At 50.3% G+C, this 18,171-nt stretch carries 16 protein-coding genes; 7 read left to right on the top strand and 9 right to left on the bottom strand.

Annotated elements, in window-relative coordinates:
• Positions 1–181: 181 nt before the first annotated feature.
• From MHM94_RS04790 to MHM94_RS04755, 8 genes are read right to left on the bottom strand one after another with little or no spacing between them, the layout of a single operon-like run.
• Positions 182–841, bottom strand: a complete 660-nt coding sequence (locus MHM94_RS04790; RefSeq protein ID WP_045978812.1) for a CoA transferase subunit B — start codon at positions 839–841, stop codon at positions 182–184.
• Between the two features lie 12 nt (positions 842–853).
• Positions 854–1,555: a CoA transferase subunit A gene (locus tag MHM94_RS04785; RefSeq protein WP_045978811.1), complete on the bottom strand. Its 702-nt coding sequence runs from the start codon at positions 1,553–1,555 to the stop codon at positions 854–856.
• Positions 1,556–1,578: 23 nt separating this feature from the next.
• Positions 1,579–2,484 (bottom strand): hydroxymethylglutaryl-CoA lyase, encoded by a 906-nt coding sequence (locus tag MHM94_RS04780; protein ID WP_138547293.1) that lies wholly within the window; start codon positions 2,482–2,484, stop codon positions 1,579–1,581.
• Positions 2,484–4,436: an acetyl-CoA carboxylase biotin carboxylase subunit gene (locus MHM94_RS04775; protein WP_235419018.1), complete on the bottom strand. Its 1,953-nt coding sequence runs from the start codon at positions 4,434–4,436 to the stop codon at positions 2,484–2,486. Before MHM94_RS04775 ends, MHM94_RS04780 begins: the two co-directional genes overlap by 1 nt.
• Before the next feature lie 3 nt (positions 4,437–4,439).
• Positions 4,440–5,216: an enoyl-CoA hydratase-related protein gene (locus tag MHM94_RS04770; protein WP_053911614.1), complete on the bottom strand. Its 777-nt coding sequence runs from the start codon at positions 5,214–5,216 to the stop codon at positions 4,440–4,442.
• Between the two features lie 9 nt (positions 5,217–5,225).
• Positions 5,226–6,833, bottom strand: coding sequence for a carboxyl transferase domain-containing protein (locus MHM94_RS04765; protein ID WP_235419019.1), 1,608 nt, complete (start codon positions 6,831–6,833; stop codon positions 5,226–5,228).
• Positions 6,834–6,841: 8 nt separating this feature from the next.
• Positions 6,842–8,017, bottom strand: a complete 1,176-nt coding sequence (locus MHM94_RS04760) for an isovaleryl-CoA dehydrogenase (RefSeq protein ID WP_022944556.1) — start codon at positions 8,015–8,017, stop codon at positions 6,842–6,844.
• A gap of 5 nt (positions 8,018–8,022) precedes the next feature.
• The gene (locus MHM94_RS04755; RefSeq protein ID WP_045978805.1) at positions 8,023–8,430 is read right to left on the bottom strand and encodes a MerR family DNA-binding transcriptional regulator; all 408 of its coding nucleotides are present in this window, start codon (positions 8,428–8,430) and stop codon (positions 8,023–8,025) included.
• A gap of 293 nt (positions 8,431–8,723) precedes the next feature.
• Here MHM94_RS04755 and MHM94_RS04750 point away from each other — a divergent pair, with 293 nt between their 5' ends.
• From MHM94_RS04750 to MHM94_RS04720, 7 genes are read left to right on the top strand one after another with little or no spacing between them, the layout of a single operon-like run.
• Positions 8,724–9,917, top strand: a complete 1,194-nt coding sequence (locus MHM94_RS04750) for an acetyl-CoA C-acyltransferase (protein WP_053911616.1) — start codon at positions 8,724–8,726, stop codon at positions 9,915–9,917.
• Positions 9,918–9,976: 59 nt separating this feature from the next.
• The gene (locus MHM94_RS04745; RefSeq protein WP_235419020.1) at positions 9,977–11,467 is read left to right on the top strand and encodes a CoA-acylating methylmalonate-semialdehyde dehydrogenase; all 1,491 of its coding nucleotides are present in this window, start codon (positions 9,977–9,979) and stop codon (positions 11,465–11,467) included.
• A 53-nt stretch (positions 11,468–11,520) separates the two neighbouring features.
• Complete coding sequence (locus tag MHM94_RS04740; protein ID WP_022944552.1) at positions 11,521–12,678, top strand: acyl-CoA dehydrogenase family protein; 1,158 nt, start codon at positions 11,521–11,523, stop codon at positions 12,676–12,678.
• A 9-nt stretch (positions 12,679–12,687) separates the two neighbouring features.
• On the top strand, positions 12,688–13,467 hold the full coding sequence (locus tag MHM94_RS04735) for an enoyl-CoA hydratase (protein WP_022944551.1): 780 nt from the start codon (positions 12,688–12,690) through the stop codon (positions 13,465–13,467).
• Positions 13,467–14,600, top strand: a complete 1,134-nt coding sequence (locus tag MHM94_RS04730; RefSeq protein WP_235419021.1) for an enoyl-CoA hydratase/isomerase family protein — start codon at positions 13,467–13,469, stop codon at positions 14,598–14,600. The genes MHM94_RS04735 and MHM94_RS04730 overlap by 1 nt, the downstream gene beginning before the upstream one ends.
• 8 nt (positions 14,601–14,608) lie before the next feature.
• On the top strand, positions 14,609–15,496 hold the full coding sequence (gene mmsB / locus MHM94_RS04725) for a 3-hydroxyisobutyrate dehydrogenase (protein ID WP_045978803.1): 888 nt from the start codon (positions 14,609–14,611) through the stop codon (positions 15,494–15,496).
• Positions 15,497–15,498: 2 nt separating this feature from the next.
• On the top strand, positions 15,499–16,272 hold the full coding sequence (locus MHM94_RS04720) for an SDR family oxidoreductase (RefSeq protein ID WP_235419022.1): 774 nt from the start codon (positions 15,499–15,501) through the stop codon (positions 16,270–16,272).
• Positions 16,273–16,323: 51 nt separating this feature from the next.
• Here the strand turns inward: MHM94_RS04720 and MHM94_RS04715 are convergent, their stop codons facing one another.
• Positions 16,324–18,057, bottom strand: coding sequence for a hypothetical protein (locus MHM94_RS04715; protein WP_235419023.1), 1,734 nt, complete (start codon positions 18,055–18,057; stop codon positions 16,324–16,326).
• Between the last annotated feature and the right edge of the window lie 114 nt (positions 18,058–18,171).

The raw sequence follows: 18,171 nt of genomic DNA, 5'->3' as shown, positions 1-18,171 counted from the left end.
AGTAACTTAGCATGATTTTGTAACCAGCGGCATCATCGATGCGAGCACTGGAGAGTTACAAATGTAAGAAAATATGTTTAGTTATTTAAAGTATAAAAAAAACCCCTCAAATGAGGGGTTTTGGGTAACACAGTGCCAACTAGCACTGGGAATGAGGATGGTACATTAACGGGGTGTCCCGTTAGTCAAAGCGCATCTCGGGAACATCGCCTTCAACGATGAGTTTCCCTGCGGTTTTGCTGATTATTTCATCAACACTAACACCGGGTGCACGCTCTAGCAAATGGAACGCGCCGTCTTTGACTTCTAGCACTGCGAGGTCAGTCACTATCTTTTTAACGCAATTCACGCCGGTTAGCGGCAGTGTACATTGCTCTAGCAACTTCGAATCACCGTGCTTACTTGCATGGGTCATGGTGACGATAATGTTTTTCGCCCCCGCCACGAGATCCATGGCGCCGCCCATGCCTTTGATTAATTTCTTGGGGATCATCCACGAGGCGATGTTGCCTTGCTGATCCACTTCAAATGCACCGAGTACCGTCAAGTCTACATGACCACCACGGATCATGGCAAAGCTATCGGCGCTATTAAATATGGCTGCACCTGTGGCTGCTGTAACGGTTTCTTTACCCGCATTGATCATATCAGCATCGAGCTCATCTTCGCTGGGGTAGGGACCCATACCCAATAACCCGTTTTCTGATTGCAACATTACCTCAATGCCGTGCGGTACATAGTTGGCCACCAGCGTGGGAATACCAATACCTAGGTTAACGTAATATCCGTCTTCGAGCTCTTGCGCCACACGTTGGGCGATTTGTTCGCGGTTTAATGACATGCTCAGTACTCCTTAGGCAGTGCGTGTGGTAACACGTTCAATACGTTTTTCAAAATCGCCTTTGATAACGCGATTAACGTAAATCCCTGGGGTATGGATTTGGCTGGGCTCCAACTCGCCCGGCTCGACAATCTCTTCCACCTCAGCAACGGTAATTTTACCCGCCGTTGCGGCCATGGGGTTGAAGTTCATGGCCGTATGGCGAAAAACCAAGTTGCCGTAGCGGTCGGCTTTCCACGCCTTAACAATGGCAAACTCACCGGTGACTGATTCTTCGAGAATATAGGGGCGACCATTAAATTCTTTCACTTCTTTGCCTTCGGCGACTGGTGTGCCGTAGCCAGTGGCGGTGTAAAAGGCTGGAATACCGGCACCGCCGGCGCGCATCTTCTCAGCCAAGGTGCCTTGTGGGGTGAGCTCAACTTCTAATTCGCCATCCAGCATTTGTCTTTCGAATAGGGCGTTTTCACCGACGTAAGACGCCATGATTTTTTTAATTTGTTTATCTTCGAGTAGCACACCAAGGCCGAAGTCATCCACGCCACAGTTATTAGAAACCACGGTGAGGTCTTTCACCCCTAGGCGTTTAATTTCACTAATGAGGCCTTCTGGGATCCCGCACAGGCCAAAGCCGCCTGCGATCACGGTGTCACCGTCTTTAATTCCCGCCATTGCATCGGCGTAACTGGTGACTACTTTGTCAAAACCGGACATGTCTACGCACTCCTTCGTTGTTGTTATTGGTCACAGTGGGCAAGAACGGCGTTTGCGACCTTGCTTTGTGGTTGTTTATCAAGGGCGCGGCATATTGCTGCGCCTGTCTGTGCCAATCTTTGTAAATCAATACCTGGGTTGATGCCAAGCTTTTGTAATAGATAAACCACATCTTCGGTGGCAACATTTCCTGACGCGCCTTTGGCGTAGGGGCAACCACCGAGTCCCGCCACGGCACTGTCAATGGTGGCAATCCCCATTTTGAGCGCCGTGTAGATGTTACTGATGGCTTGGCCGTAAGTATCATGAAAGTGTACCGCCAGCTTGTCAGCGCTAATATCTTGCAATAGCACGCTCAGCAGGCTTTCTACTTGGTTGGCAGTGCCCACACCAATGGTGTCGCCAAGGCTGACTTCGTAACAGCCTAAATCGAGCAGCTGCTGGCTGACCTCGAGCACCTTTTGGGCGCTGACTTCGCCTTGATATGGGCACCCCAGCACACAGCTTACATAGCCGCGCACCTTGATGCCGTTAGCCTGAGCCAATGCCACCACCGGGCGAAAGCGCTCTATGCTCTCATCAATGCTGCAATTAATGTTTTTGTTGGTAAAGGCTTCACTGGCCGCAGTAAAAATAGCAAATTCGCCCACCCCGGCTTGCAGTGCAAGCTCAGCTCCTTTTAGGTTGGGGGTCAGGGCGCTGAATAATACTTCATCGGGGCGCTCAATAGCGGCAAATACCGCGCTGGAGTCGGCCATTTGTGGCACCCACTTCGGTGAAACAAAGGCGCCGCCCTCAATATGTTTAAGCCCAGCGTCGCACAAACCATTTATCAGCGCGACCTTGGCAGCCAAGGGCACACTGGTTTCGTTTTGCAGGCCATCGCGGGCCCCAACTTCGACGATGCGCACTTGATTAGGCATGGCCATTAGCTGTGCTCCTCGACCACGGCAAGTAACGCGCCATGACTAACGAGCTCACCCTCGCCATAGCAGTAACTGCTTAGCACGCCATCATGAGGGGCATTAAGCGTATATTCCATTTTCATGGCTTCCATGACCACGATGGCATCGCCTTGAGAGACCTCAGCGCCAAGCGTTTGCAGGTGTTTGACCACTGTGCCATTCATTGGCGCGGCAAGGGCGTCGTTGGCACTTTGCTCAGCGCCAATGTAGTGCTTCGATGCCAGCTCGAATTGGAATTGCTGGGCGTCACGCATGACACACAAATGCTCGCTATCAACGGTGGCATCGGCGCTAAAGCGCTGGCCATCGACCACCACTACATAGTGGTTGCCATGGCGTTCGCCATTAATGTTATAGCGCTGACCATCAATATCCACCGACATCCCGGTGGTGGCCACATGCATAACCACATCGTGACCAATAAGCGGCACGGCAACTTCATTGACTGAGTTGAGTTTAAAGCCCGCTAAACGTTGCCACGGTGAGGCGCTCGATTGCTGGGTATTTAATTGGCAGAAATACACCCAAGCGGCCATCGCCAATGTATGGGCATCGGCTTGGGGCTCAACGGTCAATGCGTCGCTGTGACTGTCGATAAAGTGGGTATCCATGGTGCCTTGTTGCAACGGCTCGGCTTGAGTCAGCGCCAATAAAAAGCCAATATTCGCTTTTACCCCGGCAATATGAGTTTGTTTTAGGGCATCAGCCAAAAGCGCTAAGGCCTGCTCACGGTTATCGCTGGTAACAATAAGTTTGGCTACCATGGGGTCGTAAAATGGGCTTATCTCATCGCCACTGGTCACCCCGGTATCAATACGTACCTGTGCGCTGGCTGGTGGAAATTGCACATGGGTGAGAGTGCCGCTACTGGGCATGAATTGCTGCGCCGGGTCTTCGGCGTAAATGCGTGCTTCAAAGCTGTGCCCGCTAATGCGTACCCGCTCTTGCGTTAATGGCAAAGGCTGCCCTGAAGCAATGGCAATTTGCCATTTCACTAAATCAACCCCGGTGACCATCTCCGTGACCGGGTGCTCAACCTGCAGTCGGGTGTTCATCTCCATAAAGAAGAACTCTTCACCACAGAGTAAAAACTCCACCGTACCGGCGCCGACATAATCAATGGCCTGCGCGCAGCGCACAGCGGCTTCACCCATGGCGGTGCGTAAGGCATCACTGAGTCCGGGGGCGGGCGCTTCTTCAATCACTTTTTGGTGACGGCGCTGCAAAGAGCAGTCGCGATCGCCAAGGTAGATGCAATTTCCCGACTTATCGGCAAACACTTGCACTTCAACGTGACGTGGGGTGTCCACATAGCGCTCAATGAGCACCAGATCATTGCCAAAACTGCTGGCTGCCTCGCGTTTTGCGCCCTCAAGGTGCTCGACGAAGTCGGCCTTGTCGCGCACTACGCGCATGCCTTTACCGCCGCCGCCATAGGCCGCCTTAATAAGTACGGGGTAACCGATTTTATCCGCCTCTTGGCGTAAAAACTCGGTGTCTTGTTGGTCGCCATAATAACCGGGAACCAGTGGCACATTAGCCGCTGCCATAATTTCTTTGGCGCGGGTTTTAGAGCCCATGGCTTCGATGCTTTTGGCACTGGGGCCAATAAACGTCAGGCCTTCGCGCTCGCAGCGCTCGGCAAAGGCTTCGTTTTCAGATAGGAAGCCGTAACCGGGGTGAATGCAGTCGGCCGCCGCCTGCTTGGCAACGCGAAACAAGGTCTCAATATCTAAATAGGATGATTTGCTTGGCGCCGGACCAATATGAAAGGCACTATCGGCTAATTTAACGTGTTGTGCATTGGCATCGGCGTCGGAATAGACGGCGATGGTGTGCAGCCCCATGGCCTTAGCACTGCGGATAATGCGGCAGGCGATTTCACCGCGATTGGCGATTAAAATTCGTTTTAACATAGCTTATCCTTGTTGTTGCCAGGCTGGAGCTTGCTTTTCAAAAAACGCCGTAAGCCCAGTTTGGCCCTCGTCGCTGACGCGGATCGCGGCGATACGCTCGGCGGTCAGTTGGCGTAAAGAATCATCGATGGGCTGATGAGCCACCTCGGCAATTAGGCGCTTCGCTGCTTTGACTGCTTGCGGGCCATTATCGGCTAATTTACTGAGCAGTTGCTCGGCGCTGGCGTCCAGATCGTCACTGAGCTCGTGGATCAGCCCGAGCGTTTGTGCTTGCTCGGCGTTAAATACCTCTGCGGTGAGGAAATAACGTCGCGCATTGCGCTCGCCCATGGCGTTGATCACGTAAGGACTGATCACGGCAGGAATAAGCCCCAGTTTGACTTCTGACAGGCAGAACTTGGCGCTGCTATCGGCGAGGGCAATGTCGCAACAGGCAATGAGCCCCAGCGCGCCGCCAAAAGCGGCCCCTTGCACTAAACACACCGTGGGCAGGGGACACTCATACAGCACCTGCATCAAGCGTGCGAGCTCCATGGAGTCAGCTACGTTATCCTCGAAGCTATTATCCTTCATGGATTTCATCCAGTTTAAATCGGCCCCAGCGGAGAAGTGCTTGCCTTCACTTTTGAGTACCAAAGCGCGTACATCTAAGGTGCTGGCATGCTCGATACAGCGGATCATTTCGTTGATAAGCACATCGTCAAAGGCGTTGTGTTTTTCAACACGGGCCAAGGTTAAGATGGCGATGCGACTTTTAGTTATTGTTAATGTGACAGACATAGCGCCTCCTTACATCCTAAATATGCCAAACTCGGATTCTTTCGCTGGCGCGTTGGTGGTGGCCTCAAGTGCCAAACCGAGTACCGAGCGGGTGTCGGCGGGGTCTATGATGCCGTCGTCCCAAAGCCTTGCACTGGCGTAGTAGGGGTGCCCTTGGCGCTCATACTGCTCAATGATGGGCTTTTTAAATTCATCTAGCTGTTCATCGCTCATGGACTCGCCTTTGCGCGCTAGACCGTCTTGCTTCACTTGCGCTAATACCCCTGCGGCCTGCTCACCGCCCATCACCGAAATACGGGCGTTGGGCCACATCCACATCATGGTCGGCTCATAGGCGCGGCCACACATGCCGTAGTTACCAGCGCCATACGAGCCACCAATAAGAATGGTAAACTTAGGCACCTCGGCACAACTGACGGCGGTCACCATTTTCGCGCCATGCTTGGCGATGCCCTCGGCCTCGTATTTCTGCCCGACCATAAAGCCGGTGATATTCTGCAAAAACACCAGTGGGATATTACGTTTGGCACACAGCTGAATAAAATGCGCGCCTTTTTGCGCAGACTCGCTAAACAACACGCCGTTGTTAGCAACAATGCCCACTGGGTGGCCGTAAATTTCGGCAAAGCCGGTCACTAGGGTCTCGCCAAAGTAGCGCTTAAATTCATCAAAAGAAGAGTCGTCGACGACGCGCGCAATCACCTCGCGCACATCAAAGCTCTTTTTCAAGTCGGTGCCGACAATGCCGTAGAGCTCGTGGATATCGTAGCGTGGTGCCTTAATCTCTTTTAATACCGGCGCGACTGGGCGTACATGATTGGTGCGGGCAATACATTGGCGCGCAATCGACAGGGCGTGCTCGTCATTGTCAGCATAATGGTCAGCCACACCGGAGGTTTTACAATGCACATCGGCACCGCCTAAGTCTTCGGCGCTCACTTCTTCCCCGGTAGCCGCTTTAACCAAAGGTGGGCCGGCAAGGAAAATAGTGCCTTGCTCTTTGACAATAATACTTTCATCAGCCATGGCGGGAACATAGGCACCACCGGCGGTACACAGACCCATGACCACGGCGATTTGCGGGATCCCTTTTGCCGACATGCGCGCCTGATTGAAGAAGATACGGCCAAAGTGCAGTTTATCGGGAAACACTTCGTCTTGCTCTGGCAGGTTAGCGCCGCCGGAGTCGACTAGATAAATGCAAGGTAGGTGGCAACGCTCGGCAATTTCTTGAGCGCGCAGGTGCTTTTTCACCGTCAGCGGGAAGTAGGTGCCGCCTTTAACAGTGGCATCGTTACCGACAATCATGCACTCCACGCCTTGCACTCGACCTATTCCGGCAACCACACCGGCGCAGGGAATGTCTTGCTCATACACGCCGTGGGCGGCGAACTGGCCGATTTCCAAAAACGGCGAGCCCTCATCGAGCAAATGTTCAATACGGTCACGAACAAATAACTTGCCTCGACTTTGGTGGCGCTCCACGTATTTTGGACCGCCGCCGCCACGAATAGTAGCAGCGCGCTCATGAAGGTCTTGAACCAATGAGCGCATCGACTCGTCGTTAGTGAGAAACTGCGGGTCTTTAGGATTAATAGCAGAAGATAAAATCGTCATAACGCACCTTAGCGGCTTTCAGTGAATAGCTCGCGGCCAATCAGCATACGGCGAATTTCTGAGGTGCCAGCACCAATTTCATACAGCTTGGCATCACGCAGCAGACGCCCAGTTGGGTATTCGTTTATGTAGCCATTGCCGCCCAAAATCTGAATCGCGTCTAAGGCCATTTTTGTTGCTAGCTCAGCCGCGTATAAGATAACGCCAGCGGCATCTTTACGGGTGGTTTCGCCTCTGTCGCACGCTTGGGCAACGGTGTAAACATAGGAGCGTGCGGCATTCATTTGCGTATACATATCGGCAATTTTGCCCTGAATAAGTTGGAAGTTACCAATCGGGCTGTCGAACTGTTTACGCTCATGAATATAAGGAACGACCACATCCATACACGCTTGCATAATACCCAGGGGTCCGCCAGCGAGTACTACGCGCTCATAATCGAGGCCACTCATGAGTACTTTGACGCCCTCATTAAGGTTGCCGAGAATGTTCTCTTCGGGCACGGCGCAATCCTCAAACACTAGTTCACAGGTGTTTGAGCCACGCATCCCCAATTTATCGAGCTTTTGCGCTTGGCTAAATCCAGGAGTGTCACGCTCGACGATAAACGCGGTGATCCCTTTCGGGCCGGCGCTGGCATCGGTTTTGGCATAAATTACAAAGGTGTGAGCGTCAGGACCATTAGTGATCCACATCTTGTTGCCGTTTAGAATGTAGTGGTCGCCTTTTTTCTCCGCTTTTAAGCGCATAGACACCACATCTGAACCGGCACCAGGTTCACTCATCGCCAATGCACCGATGTGCTCGCCACTGACCAGTTTAGGCAGATATTTTTCTTTTTGCTGCTCGTTACCGTTACGGAAGATTTGGTTAACGCAAAGGTTAGAGTGTGCGCCATAGCTTAAGCCAATTGAGGCGCTGGCACGGCTTACTTCTTCCATCGCAATAACATGTTCGAGATAGCCTAAGCCGGCACCACCATATTGCTCATCTACCGTCATGCCTAGTAGCCCCATCTCACCAAATTTAGGCCACAGCTCATTGGGGAACATGTTTTTCTCGTCGGTTTGTTCTGCGAGCGGCGCAATTTCGGCGCTGGCGAATGAGTTTACGTGGGAGCGGATCATATCGGCTGTTTCCCCGAGGCCGAAGTTGAGTTCTTTATAAAGCGAAATTGTACTCATGGTGATTAATCCTGTTGTAAATGTGAGAGGGTTTCACGGCAGCGTTTCTCAGCCGTAACGAGTTCCATTAGCACGACTTTAATGTCGTCCATTTGCTGATTGAGGTGTGCTTTCTTTTCTTCGATAAGATCGAGCATAGTGACAAGCTGCTTGGCACTGGATTTGTCTGCGTCATAAAGTTCGAACAATCGACCCGTTTCTGCTAGGGTGAAACCTAAGCGTTTACCGCGAAGGATCAGCTTCAAGCGCACTTTATCGCGTTTAGAATAGATTCTGGTTTGGCCATTTCGTCTCGGAGTAATAAGCCCTTGGTCTTCGTAAAAACGAATACTGCGGGTGGTTATATCAAACTCCTTGGCAAGCTCACTGATAGAGAACGTTTGCTCGCTGGCCGTTGGGCTTTGCTCTGTCATTGTCTTTTAGTCTTATCTACTACAAATTTTTAACACCAATATAAGTGAAGTTTACGTAAAGGTAAAGCTGCATTTGGTGCTCACTTTTATTCTTCTATTTTATTTTCCATAAGCCCTGAAGCTAACTGTTTATAAGGCTTAGCTTAAACTCGCATTGTTTTTATAGGCGTAACTAGGCGGTGGCTGCTAAAGTTTACAGCGATTGAAATTTCATCATTTCACTTATCTAATTGACGTTGGCGTAAACGTAAATTTTATGTATGCTCAAGTGAAATTGATATGGAGAACACAGTATGAGTACACCATTGCAGGATAACGATATTGTTATTGTTAGTGCCCAGCGTACCGCCATGGGTGGTTTCATGGGTGCACTAAGCGGTGCCAGCGCCACTGAGTTGGGTGCTAGCGCAATCAAAGGCGCCTTAGCGAGCGTTAATCTAGATGCCGGCGAAATCGACGAAGTCATTATGGGGTGTGTTTTGCCCGCTGCTTTGGGACAAGCGCCTGCGCGTCAAGCGATGTTGAAAGCAGGTATGGAAAAGCACACTGGTGCAACAACCATTAATAAGGTGTGTGGCTCAGGTCTAAAAGCGGTAATGCTGGCTCATGACCTAATCAAAGCAGGCAGTGTTAATAGTGTTATCGCTGGTGGCATGGAAAGCATGTCAAATGCTCCTTATATGTTACCGAAGGCGCGCTCAGGCATGCGCATGGGCCACGGCGAAGTAAAAGACCATATGATGATGGATGGCTTAGAGGACGCTTACGATAATCTCGCAATGGGGTGTTTTGCACAAAGCACTGCCGATCAATATGACATGACTCGTGAGCAAATGGACGAATTTGCACTTAACTCACTTGCTAAAGCCAACAAAGCAATTGAAAGCGGGGCCTTTAAAACGGAAATCACCGCGCACACTATCAGCAGTCGTAAAGGAGACGTGACAGTGGAGGTGGATGAGCAACCGGGGAACGCCCGTCCAGATAAAATTCCGTCATTGCGCCCAGCGTTTAAAAAAGACGGCACCATCACCGCAGCAAACTCTTCGTCAATCTCCGATGGCGCTGCGGCACTTGTGGTAATGAGCTATGGCGAAGCGCAAAAGCAAGGCATGACCCCCATTGCCCGGATCAGCGGACACAGCACCCACTCACGTTTACCGGCTGAATTTACCATCGCCCCTGTTGGCGCTATGGAGAAGCTATTGAAAAAGCTTGATTGGCAAGTAGACGACGTTGATTTATGGGAAATCAATGAAGCCTTTGCCATGGTCACGATGCTGGCTATTAATGAAATGAAACTTGATGCTGACAAAGTCAATGTTCACGGCGGCGCGTGTGCACTTGGCCATCCAATTGGAGCCAGTGGTGCACGAATTTTGACCACGCTAATTCATGCGTTGCGTAATCAAGGCAAACAGCGCGGTGTCGCGTCACTGTGTATCGGCGGCGGTGAAGCCGTTGCTTTAGCTATCGAAACACTTTAATTTTTTCGCGCCCATAATTACTACAACACTGGGCGCTGCTATTTTGGGGAGTATGCATCATGCATCAGGTACCACTTTATATCGGCGGCGAAATGCGCCAATCCACATCATCACAATGGCTGGATGTTCTTAACCCAGCAAACCAAGCAGTCTTGGCGCAAGTGCCACTGGCTACCGAAGACGAAGTCAATGAGGCGATTGCCTCAGCTAAAGAAGCGTTTAAAACGTGGAAAGATGTGCCGGTCACTGAGCGAGCACGCATTATGATGCGTTATGCGCAGTTACTAAAAGAGCATCATGATGAAATAGCTACAATTATCTGCCATGAGTTAGGTAAAACTTTTGAAGATGCCAAAGGCGACGTTTGGCGTGGTATTGAGGTTGTTGAGCAAGCGGCGAACGCCCCATCAAATATGATGGGGGAGACGGTTTCTAACGTCGCCCGTAATATTGATACCTATTCATTAATCCAACCTTTAGGGGTATGTGCGGGGATCACCCCGTTTAACTTCCCGGCGATGATCCCACTGTGGATGTTCCCACTGGCTATCGTTTGTGGCAATACCTTTGTCCTTAAGCCCTCTGAGCAAGATCCGCTCACGCCGATGCGCCTAGTGGAGTTATTTGAAGAGGCCGGTGCACCTAAAGGGGTACTGCAGGTGGTGCATGGCGCAAAAGATCAGGTTAATCAGATCCTAGAGCACGATGATGTGCGCGCTATCTCGTTTGTCGGCTCCTGTGCAGTAGGTCAATACATTTACGATAAAGGCACCGCTAACCTCAAACGGGTGCAGTGCTGTGTAGGTGCTAAAAACCACCTCGTGGTTATGCCAGATGCGCATAAAGAGAACGTTATTAATAACCTAGTGGGCTCTTCTGTTGGCGCCGCAGGGCAGCGCTGTATGGGCATTTCCGTGGCGGTGTTCGTGGGTCAGTCAAAGCAATGGGTTGATGATTTGAAAACTGCGTTGAGCAAAGTACACCCAGGTACTTGGGATAACCAAGATGCTGCGTATGGCCCGCAAACCACCGCTGCGGCCAAAGAGCGTATTCTCTTTTTGATTGCCAAAGGTAAAGAAGAAGGTGCCGAGTGTTTGCTTGATGGTTCAGATTGCACTGTAGAAGGCTATGAGAAGGGCAACTGGGTGGGGCCAACTTTATTTGCCAATGTGACTCCAGACATGGCTATCTACCGCGAGGAAATTTTTGGCCCGGTACTGTGCTGTGTGTTTGTGGATACCTTGGAAGAGGCCATCGCCTTAATCAACGACAACCCTTATGGCAATGGTACGTCGCTATTTACCGCCAGCGGCGCAGCGGCACGTAAATTCCAGCACCATATTGAAGTGGGTCAGGTGGGTATCAATGTGCCAATTCCAGTGCCGTTGCCGTTTTTCTCCTTTACTGGCTGGAAGGGCTCGTTTTATGGCGACCAGCATACCTATGGCAAACAAGGTGTGCGTTTTTACACCGAGACCAAAACCATCACCGCACGTTGGTTTGAAGACGACGCAGTCAGCGGTCCCAATATGAGCATCAACCTAAAATAACTGGTTCGGCCGGTTAAATCCGGCCGCTATGTAAGTAGTAAAGAGAGTGCATTATGGATTTTAACCTTACAGAAGACCAACAAGCCTTTGCCGATATGGCTGAGCGCTTTGCTGCCCAAGAGTTGGCCCCGTTTGCAGCTAAATGGGACCAAGAACATATTTTTCCAATAGAGACCCTACAAAAAGCCGGTGAGCTGGGCTTTTGTGGCCTCTATACTCCGGAAGAAGTCGGTGGTCTAGGGCTGTCACGTCTTGACTCAAGCATCATTTTCGAGCAGCTGGCGAAGGGCTGTACCGCCACAACCGCCATGCTTACTATCCACAATATGGCGACGTGGATGGTCGCAAGCTTTGGTACTGATAGCGCCAAGGAGCGTTATTGCCCTGAGCTTGTCACCGGTGAAAAACTGGCTTCGTATTGTCTAACCGAGCCAGGCAGTGGCTCCGATGCGGCGTCGCTGAAGACCAAAGCGGTTCGTGACGGGGATGATTATCTTATCAGCGGCTCAAAAATGTTTATTTCCGGCGCTGGCAGTACTCAGGTGTTAGTAGTGATGGCTCGCACCGGCGAAGCAGGGCCCAAGGGTATTAGCGCTTTTGTTGTGCCTGCCGATGCCGAAGGGATCAGCTATGGTAAAGCCGAAGAAAAAATGGGCTGGAACGCGCAACCAACCCGTTTGGTCACGTTTGAAAATGTACGCATTCCTCAAGACCATTTGTTAGGCCAAGAGGGCGAGGGCTTTAAGTTTGCCATGCAAGGGCTTGATGGTGGCCGCATTAATATTGCGACCTGCTCATTAGGTACGGCGCAGCAGGCATTGAACACCGCCAAAGAGTACCTAAAAGAGCGTGAACAATTTGGTAAGCCATTAGCGGCGTTTCAGGCACTGCAATTTAAACTCGCAGATATGAACACCGAACTGGTAGCGGCCCGACAAATGATCCGCTTAGCGGCGTTTAAGCTCGACAGCAATGACAGTGAAAAAACCACTTACTGCGCCATGGCTAAACGTTTTGCCACCGATGTGGGCGTAAAGGTCTGCGATGACGCACTGCAAATTCATGGCGGTTATGGCTATATCAAAGAATACCCATTGGAGCGCCACCTTCGTGATGTGCGCGTACATCAAATTTTAGAAGGCACTAACGAAATCATGCGAGTGATCATTGCGCGTCGTATTTTGGCCGATCACGTCAGCGAAATTCTATAAGGAGTCATTATGTCGTCAGCACAAATAAAGTTGGAAAAACGTGGCCACACTGCCATTTTAACAATGAGCAACCCACCGGCTAATACCTGGACGAAAGAGACACTGACAGCACTTAAAGAGCAGGTTGAAGCCCTAAACGCCGACAAGGACATTTTTGCCTTGGTGCTTACCGGGGAAGGAGAGAAGTTTTTCTCTGCTGGGGCCGATTTAAATGTGTTTGCCAGTGGCGATAAAGGCGTTGCTGCACAAATGTCACAAGTATTTGGCGCCGCCTTTGAAACCTTAAGCGATTTTCGTGGTGTGTCTATTGCTGCCATCAATGGTTTTGCTATGGGCGGAGGCTTGGAAGTGGCCTTAGCCTGTGATATTCGCATCGCCGAAGAGCAAGCGCAGATGGCCTTACCTGAGGCAAAAGTGGGTCTGCTTCCGTGTGCTGGTGGCACTCAAAATTTGGCGCTCTTAGTTGGTGAAGGTTGGGCTAAGCGCATGATTTTGTGTGGTGAGCGTATTAAAGCAGACAAAGCGCATAGCATAGGCTTAATCGAAGAGGTCGTTGGCAGCGGTGAAAGCTTAGATAAAGCTCTTGCCCTCGCTGAGCAGGTAGGTGAGCAAAGCCCAGTCGCGGTCAGCTATTGTAAAACCCTTATTCAACAGGGCCGTCATGGCGATATTCGCAGCGCTTTGCCACTTGAACGCGAGTTATTCGTGAAGCTATTCGACACCCAGGACCAAACCGAGGGCGTTAACGCGTTCCTTGAAAAGCGTAAAGCGAAGTGGGTGAATGGCTAATGGACGAACTTATCCCGTTAAATAATCAAGACGCCGAAGTTGTCTTTGAACTGGCTCAGTGTAGCAACGGTTCTAAAATTGGATTGGCAACGCTCAATGTCCCTAAGGCTCTCAACGCGCTGAACTTGAACATGATTCGCTTGCTTGATAAGCAATTGAAGCATTGGGCCGATGACGATGAATTAGCCTTTGTAGTTCTTAAAGGGATGGGTGATAAAGCGTTTTGTGCTGGTGGTGATGTCGTCAGCTTGCACAGCGCTATGGCTACAGGGGAGCCTGCAGACTATGGGCAAACCTTTTTCAGTGAGGAATACCGTCTTGATTATGCCATCCACTGTTACAACAAACCGATTGTTGTGTGGGGTGATGGTATTATCATGGGCGGCGGTATGGGCCTAATGGCTGGCGCCAGTCATCGGGTGGTCACTGAGCGCTCAAAGCTTGCGATGCCGGAGATCACCATTGGCTTGTACCCTGACGTAGGCGCGAGCTACTTTTTGCAAAAAGCACCGGACAACATTGGCTTGTTCTTAGGCCTGACCGGGGCACTGATGAATGCCGATGATGCACGCTTCGCTGCCCTTGCCGATCACAGTATCGATAGCAACAAGTTTACCGCCTTACTAGCAACCTTGTGCGAGCAGAGTTGGGGTAAAGTGGCTGCACTTAATCATGATAAGCTCACTCAACTTTTGAAGAAGTTTGATGGTGAGTCAAAAACCATGGAAAAAGGTGGCCTGCGCACTCATTTGAACACCATAAATCGTATGAGCGAATACAGCGATTTAGCAGGTAAGGTAAACTACCTTATGGGTATAGAAAGTGATGATAAATGGTTAGCTAAAGCCGTAAAAACGCTGAAGCATGGATGTCCGCTAAGTGCTCACTTGGTATTTGAACAACTTAAGCGTGCTCAAGGGCTGTCACTCAAAGCCTGCTTCAAAATGGAGCTCGGTATGTCGGTGACGTGCTGTGAAGTGGGTGAGTTTCAAGAAGGGGTGCGCGCATTGCTGATAGACAAAGACATGAGTCCGCAGTGGCAATACCCCAGTTTGCAAGAGGTACCTGAGTCGGTAATTGAGCGCTTTTTTAATCGCCAGTGGCGTGAACACCCACTTGAAACCCTAGTCTAGGAGGCAGCATGGCAAAAATAGGATTTATTGGTTTAGGTAATATGGGTGCGCCTATGGCGCGTAACCTAATTAAGGCCGGCCACTCGGTGAGTGTCTTTGATTTAAACAAGCAGGTGGTCAACGAGCTTGCTGATGAAGGCGCGCATGCAGGTACAACCGCCGATGAGGTCACTCACGGCGCACAGTTTGTGATCTCCATGTTGCCAGCTGCAAAGCATGTTAAGTCGTTATACTTGGCAGACGATGGTTTAATCCATCATTTAGCCAGTGACACCGTAGTGATTGACTGTTCAACCATTGATGCGGCCAGTGCCACTGAAGTCGGACAAGCCTTAGCGGATAAGGGCATTGCCTTTGTCGATGCGCCCGTCTCGGGCGGGGTCGCTGGCGCCAGTGCTGGTACCTTGACCTTTATTGTTGGTGGCGCTAAGACTCACTTTAATGCCGTGCAACCGGTCCTGGAAGATATGGGGAAAAATATCTTCCATGCTGGCGATATTGGCGCCGGTCAGGTGGCAAAAATCTGCAATAACATGCTGCTGAGTATTTTAATGGCCGGGACCAGTGAAGCTCTGCAAATGGGCATTAATCACGGCTTAGACCCCAAAGTGCTGTCGGACATCATGGTCAATAGCTCGGGGCGGAACTGGACGTTAGAATTGTACAATCCTTGCCCTGGGGTACTGGAAAACGCGCCATCAAGCAATAACTATCAGCCCGGTTTTATGGTCGATTTAATGGCCAAAGATTTGGGCTTAGCACTGGAAGCCGCTCAGAATTCTGGCTCGGCTACCCCTTTAGGGGCGCTTAGCAAAAACTTGTACACCCTGCTACAAAACCAAGGGGCAGGGGCGCAAGACTTCAGTGCTATATTCAATTTATTCGAGAAGAAGTAACTATGAAATTAAACAACAAAGTAGTCGTTGTCACCGGTGGTGCCCAAGGTTTGGGATTATCGATGGCCGCTATGGCGGCGAAAGCCGGTGCACATTTGGCGCTGATTGATATGGACAGCGCTTTATTAGACGAGGCGATAGCACAGCTAAAAACTCACAGCACGCTCGCCGATGCCAAAATCCAAGGCTATATCTGCAATGTCAGCGTTGAACAAGAAGTTGAGCAGACATTCGCTGCTATAGCGAAAGACTTTGGTGCTATCCACGGCTTGATAAACAATGCCGGCATCTTGCGTGATGGTTTATTTATTAAGGCGAAAGAGGGCAAGGTGGTCGATAAAATGTCACTAAGCCAATTTCAATCGGTCATTGATGTTAACCTGACCGGGGTGTTCTTGTGCGGGCGCGAAGCCGCCGTGCACATGGTGGAGCACGCCGAGGGCGGGGTGATTATTAATATGTCCAGTGTGGCTCGTTCCGGAAACATGGGGCAAACTAACTACTCAGCAGCTAAAGCGGGTGTAGTGGCCATGACCACAAGCTGGGCTAAAGAGCTTGGTCGTTATGGTATTCGCGTGGGTGCCATTGCACCTGGCGTGATCCGCACTAAAATGACCGACGCAATGAAGCCTGAAGCGAAAGAGCGTCTTGTTAAAATGAAGCCGGTGGGCCGTTTAGGTGAAGCAGAAGAGATCGCGCATACGGCGAAGTACATCTTCGAAAATGATTTCTTTACCGGTCGCGTGGTCGAGATAGACGGCGGTATTCGCCTGTAGTATTGGCAAGCTAAATATAACAAAGGGCGCTGTTAGCGCCCTTTTTAGTGGTTATTTACTTTTGCTGATATTGGTTTCAGATTTCATCTCAACGCCGTTGTCGGTGATATCTGTTGTCAATGATAGCTTCATGTTTTGCTTAGCCAACGAGTGGATTTCAGGCGGCAATTCTTCACCTGTACTGGCGGCTGCTTCAAGGACAATGTCCATCATCGGTGCAAATTGCAGGCTCATACCTAATACACCGTTGGCATCCACGGCTTGTGAACTCATGTCAGCGGCGAGCGCCGTTGATTTTTCACCATTGTATACAGTGATGTGCTGACCGTTTATAGCCAGTTGAGCATCCACATTACCGCTAGCAGGCACTGGCATAATTTCATTCATCGAAATAGGCGTGCCATCACTCGGGATTTCAATTTGTGCTAGCTGCGGCACTAACCCTTTTGCTGTGTTTATGAGTGTTGTTGGATCATCGGCGCTAAGCGTGACTAACGCATCAATATCACTTACTTGTGGGGTATAGCCACTGAAATCCATCACCACATTTTGTACGCTAATGCTGATCCCTTTTACTCCAGCAGCCATGCCGGTGGCCATCGCCATAGCCATTGGGTTTGATTGTTTCGCTTGCTGTTGTGCCATCATTAGCGGCTCACAGGTAAACTCAGCCTGCGTAAATGCGCTCCAAACGGTATTAGCAAGTGGTGCAAGTTTACCCACATCGATACCGTAACCGACGCTAAATAAGCCATCGTCTTTATTGGTCACGTGACTTGGAATAAAGCCGCGAACAGTTTGTAACGCGCCCAAAATATCTTTGTCCGTGCTTTCAATCACAATATCCGCATCAAAGTCGGCGCTGCTGTCACTGACTTTGACATTTGATGTGCCAGAGACGATAGCGGGCCATTTCGCTGCAATAGCTGGAATGTCGGCTTTACAACCTGGGGTGCGCAAAGCTTGCATTGCTTGTGCTTGACCCATTTTCGTAAGGATGGCATCAAGCATACTGCTTAAACGTGAAGGTTTGTCAGCGACTGCTGCTGAAGCTAATGCTTCAAAGTTAACGTAGCTAATCGAGCTGCCGTCCCACTGATACTTATTGATGTAGTCATTAACACGATTGGAGCTGTTTAAACTTGTTTGCGCTTTTTCAGTGGCAAGGGCTAAGGCAAGGTCATCTTGATTGTTGAATTCACTATCTAGGGTCACTGTTAGCCAGTTATCTTTAATCGCAGCGATAATCGCCACGGAGCTGCTGTCATCAAGTGCAAGGGTAAAGCGGGTGTAAGACTGCGAATTCAATGATTCATCAGCGTAGCTCACGCCTGCGTTGTCAGCTGCTTTTTTCAGCGTATTGATAAAGTTTTGCGGTTGTTCGAGCTCAGCGCGCATTACTGGCATTAAACCAATAGCGTACCCTAGGTAGCGTAGGTCATTACCAATGCCCCACGTTTGCGTATAACTGCCATCGCGTACGCTACTCTCGTACTGGTTTAGTAGTTCGAAGAAGAATACGGCGTTAACGTTTCCTTGAGCCTTTGCACGTTCGATAGCTTGGGTAAGCTCTTCGTCGGTGCCGCTGGACATCATGTCAGAGGGTAACAACTGTGCGTATTGCTTATATGGAAACGGTTTTAACTGTGAAGCAAAAAAAACAGTATCAGCAGGCACATAATCTAGCTCAGCCATACTCGCGCCGCCGCCAGCACCTTGGTTTGAATAATAAAGGCCTGCCGCCACAGCAGCGGCAACAGCACCGCCGATTAGTACTTTTTTCATGGGAATTCCCTTTCGTTGTCGTTCAAAGCGTTAAAGAATACGTTATTGCCGTTTTTAGGACAAGCATTTTAGGCGCGCAAAGTGGTGCTTTATGTTGTCGAATATGTAACAAAA

The organism is Pseudoalteromonas sp. CNAT2-18.1 (genome assembly GCF_022347865.1).
GTDB lineage: Bacteria > Pseudomonadota > Gammaproteobacteria > Enterobacterales > Alteromonadaceae > Pseudoalteromonas > Pseudoalteromonas ruthenica.
This window is presented reverse-complemented; position numbering and strand designations above follow the sequence as displayed.

Excerpts from the sequence above, each read along its gene's own strand:
- MHM94_RS04790 (WP_045978812.1), bottom strand. The coding sequence starts at position 841 with ATGTCATTAAACCGCGAACAAATCGCCCAACGTGTGGCGCAAGAGCTC.
- MHM94_RS04785 (WP_045978811.1), bottom strand. The coding sequence starts at position 1,555 with ATGTCCGGTTTTGACAAAGTAGTCACCAGTTACGCCGATGCAATGGCG.
- MHM94_RS04780 (WP_138547293.1), bottom strand. The coding sequence starts at position 2,484 with ATGGCCATGCCTAATCAAGTGCGCATCGTCGAAGTTGGGGCCCGCGAT.
- MHM94_RS04775 (WP_235419018.1), bottom strand. The coding sequence starts at position 4,436 with ATGTTAAAACGAATTTTAATCGCCAATCGCGGTGAAATCGCCTGCCGC.
- MHM94_RS04770 (WP_053911614.1), bottom strand. The coding sequence starts at position 5,216 with ATGTCTGTCACATTAACAATAACTAAAAGTCGCATCGCCATCTTAACC.
- MHM94_RS04765 (WP_235419019.1), bottom strand. The coding sequence starts at position 6,833 with ATGACGATTTTATCTTCTGCTATTAATCCTAAAGACCCGCAGTTTCTC.
- MHM94_RS04760 (WP_022944556.1), bottom strand. The coding sequence starts at position 8,017 with ATGAGTACAATTTCGCTTTATAAAGAACTCAACTTCGGCCTCGGGGAA.
- MHM94_RS04755 (WP_045978805.1), bottom strand. The coding sequence starts at position 8,430 with ATGACAGAGCAAAGCCCAACGGCCAGCGAGCAAACGTTCTCTATCAGT.
- MHM94_RS04750 (WP_053911616.1), top strand. The coding sequence starts at position 8,724 with ATGAGTACACCATTGCAGGATAACGATATTGTTATTGTTAGTGCCCAG.
- MHM94_RS04745 (WP_235419020.1), top strand. The coding sequence starts at position 9,977 with ATGCATCAGGTACCACTTTATATCGGCGGCGAAATGCGCCAATCCACA.
- MHM94_RS04740 (WP_022944552.1), top strand. The coding sequence starts at position 11,521 with ATGGATTTTAACCTTACAGAAGACCAACAAGCCTTTGCCGATATGGCT.
- MHM94_RS04735 (WP_022944551.1), top strand. The coding sequence starts at position 12,688 with ATGTCGTCAGCACAAATAAAGTTGGAAAAACGTGGCCACACTGCCATT.
- MHM94_RS04730 (WP_235419021.1), top strand. The coding sequence starts at position 13,467 with ATGGACGAACTTATCCCGTTAAATAATCAAGACGCCGAAGTTGTCTTT.
- mmsB (WP_045978803.1), top strand. The coding sequence starts at position 14,609 with ATGGCAAAAATAGGATTTATTGGTTTAGGTAATATGGGTGCGCCTATG.
- MHM94_RS04720 (WP_235419022.1), top strand. The coding sequence starts at position 15,499 with ATGAAATTAAACAACAAAGTAGTCGTTGTCACCGGTGGTGCCCAAGGT.
- MHM94_RS04715 (WP_235419023.1), bottom strand. The coding sequence starts at position 18,057 with ATGAAAAAAGTACTAATCGGCGGTGCTGTTGCCGCTGCTGTGGCGGCA.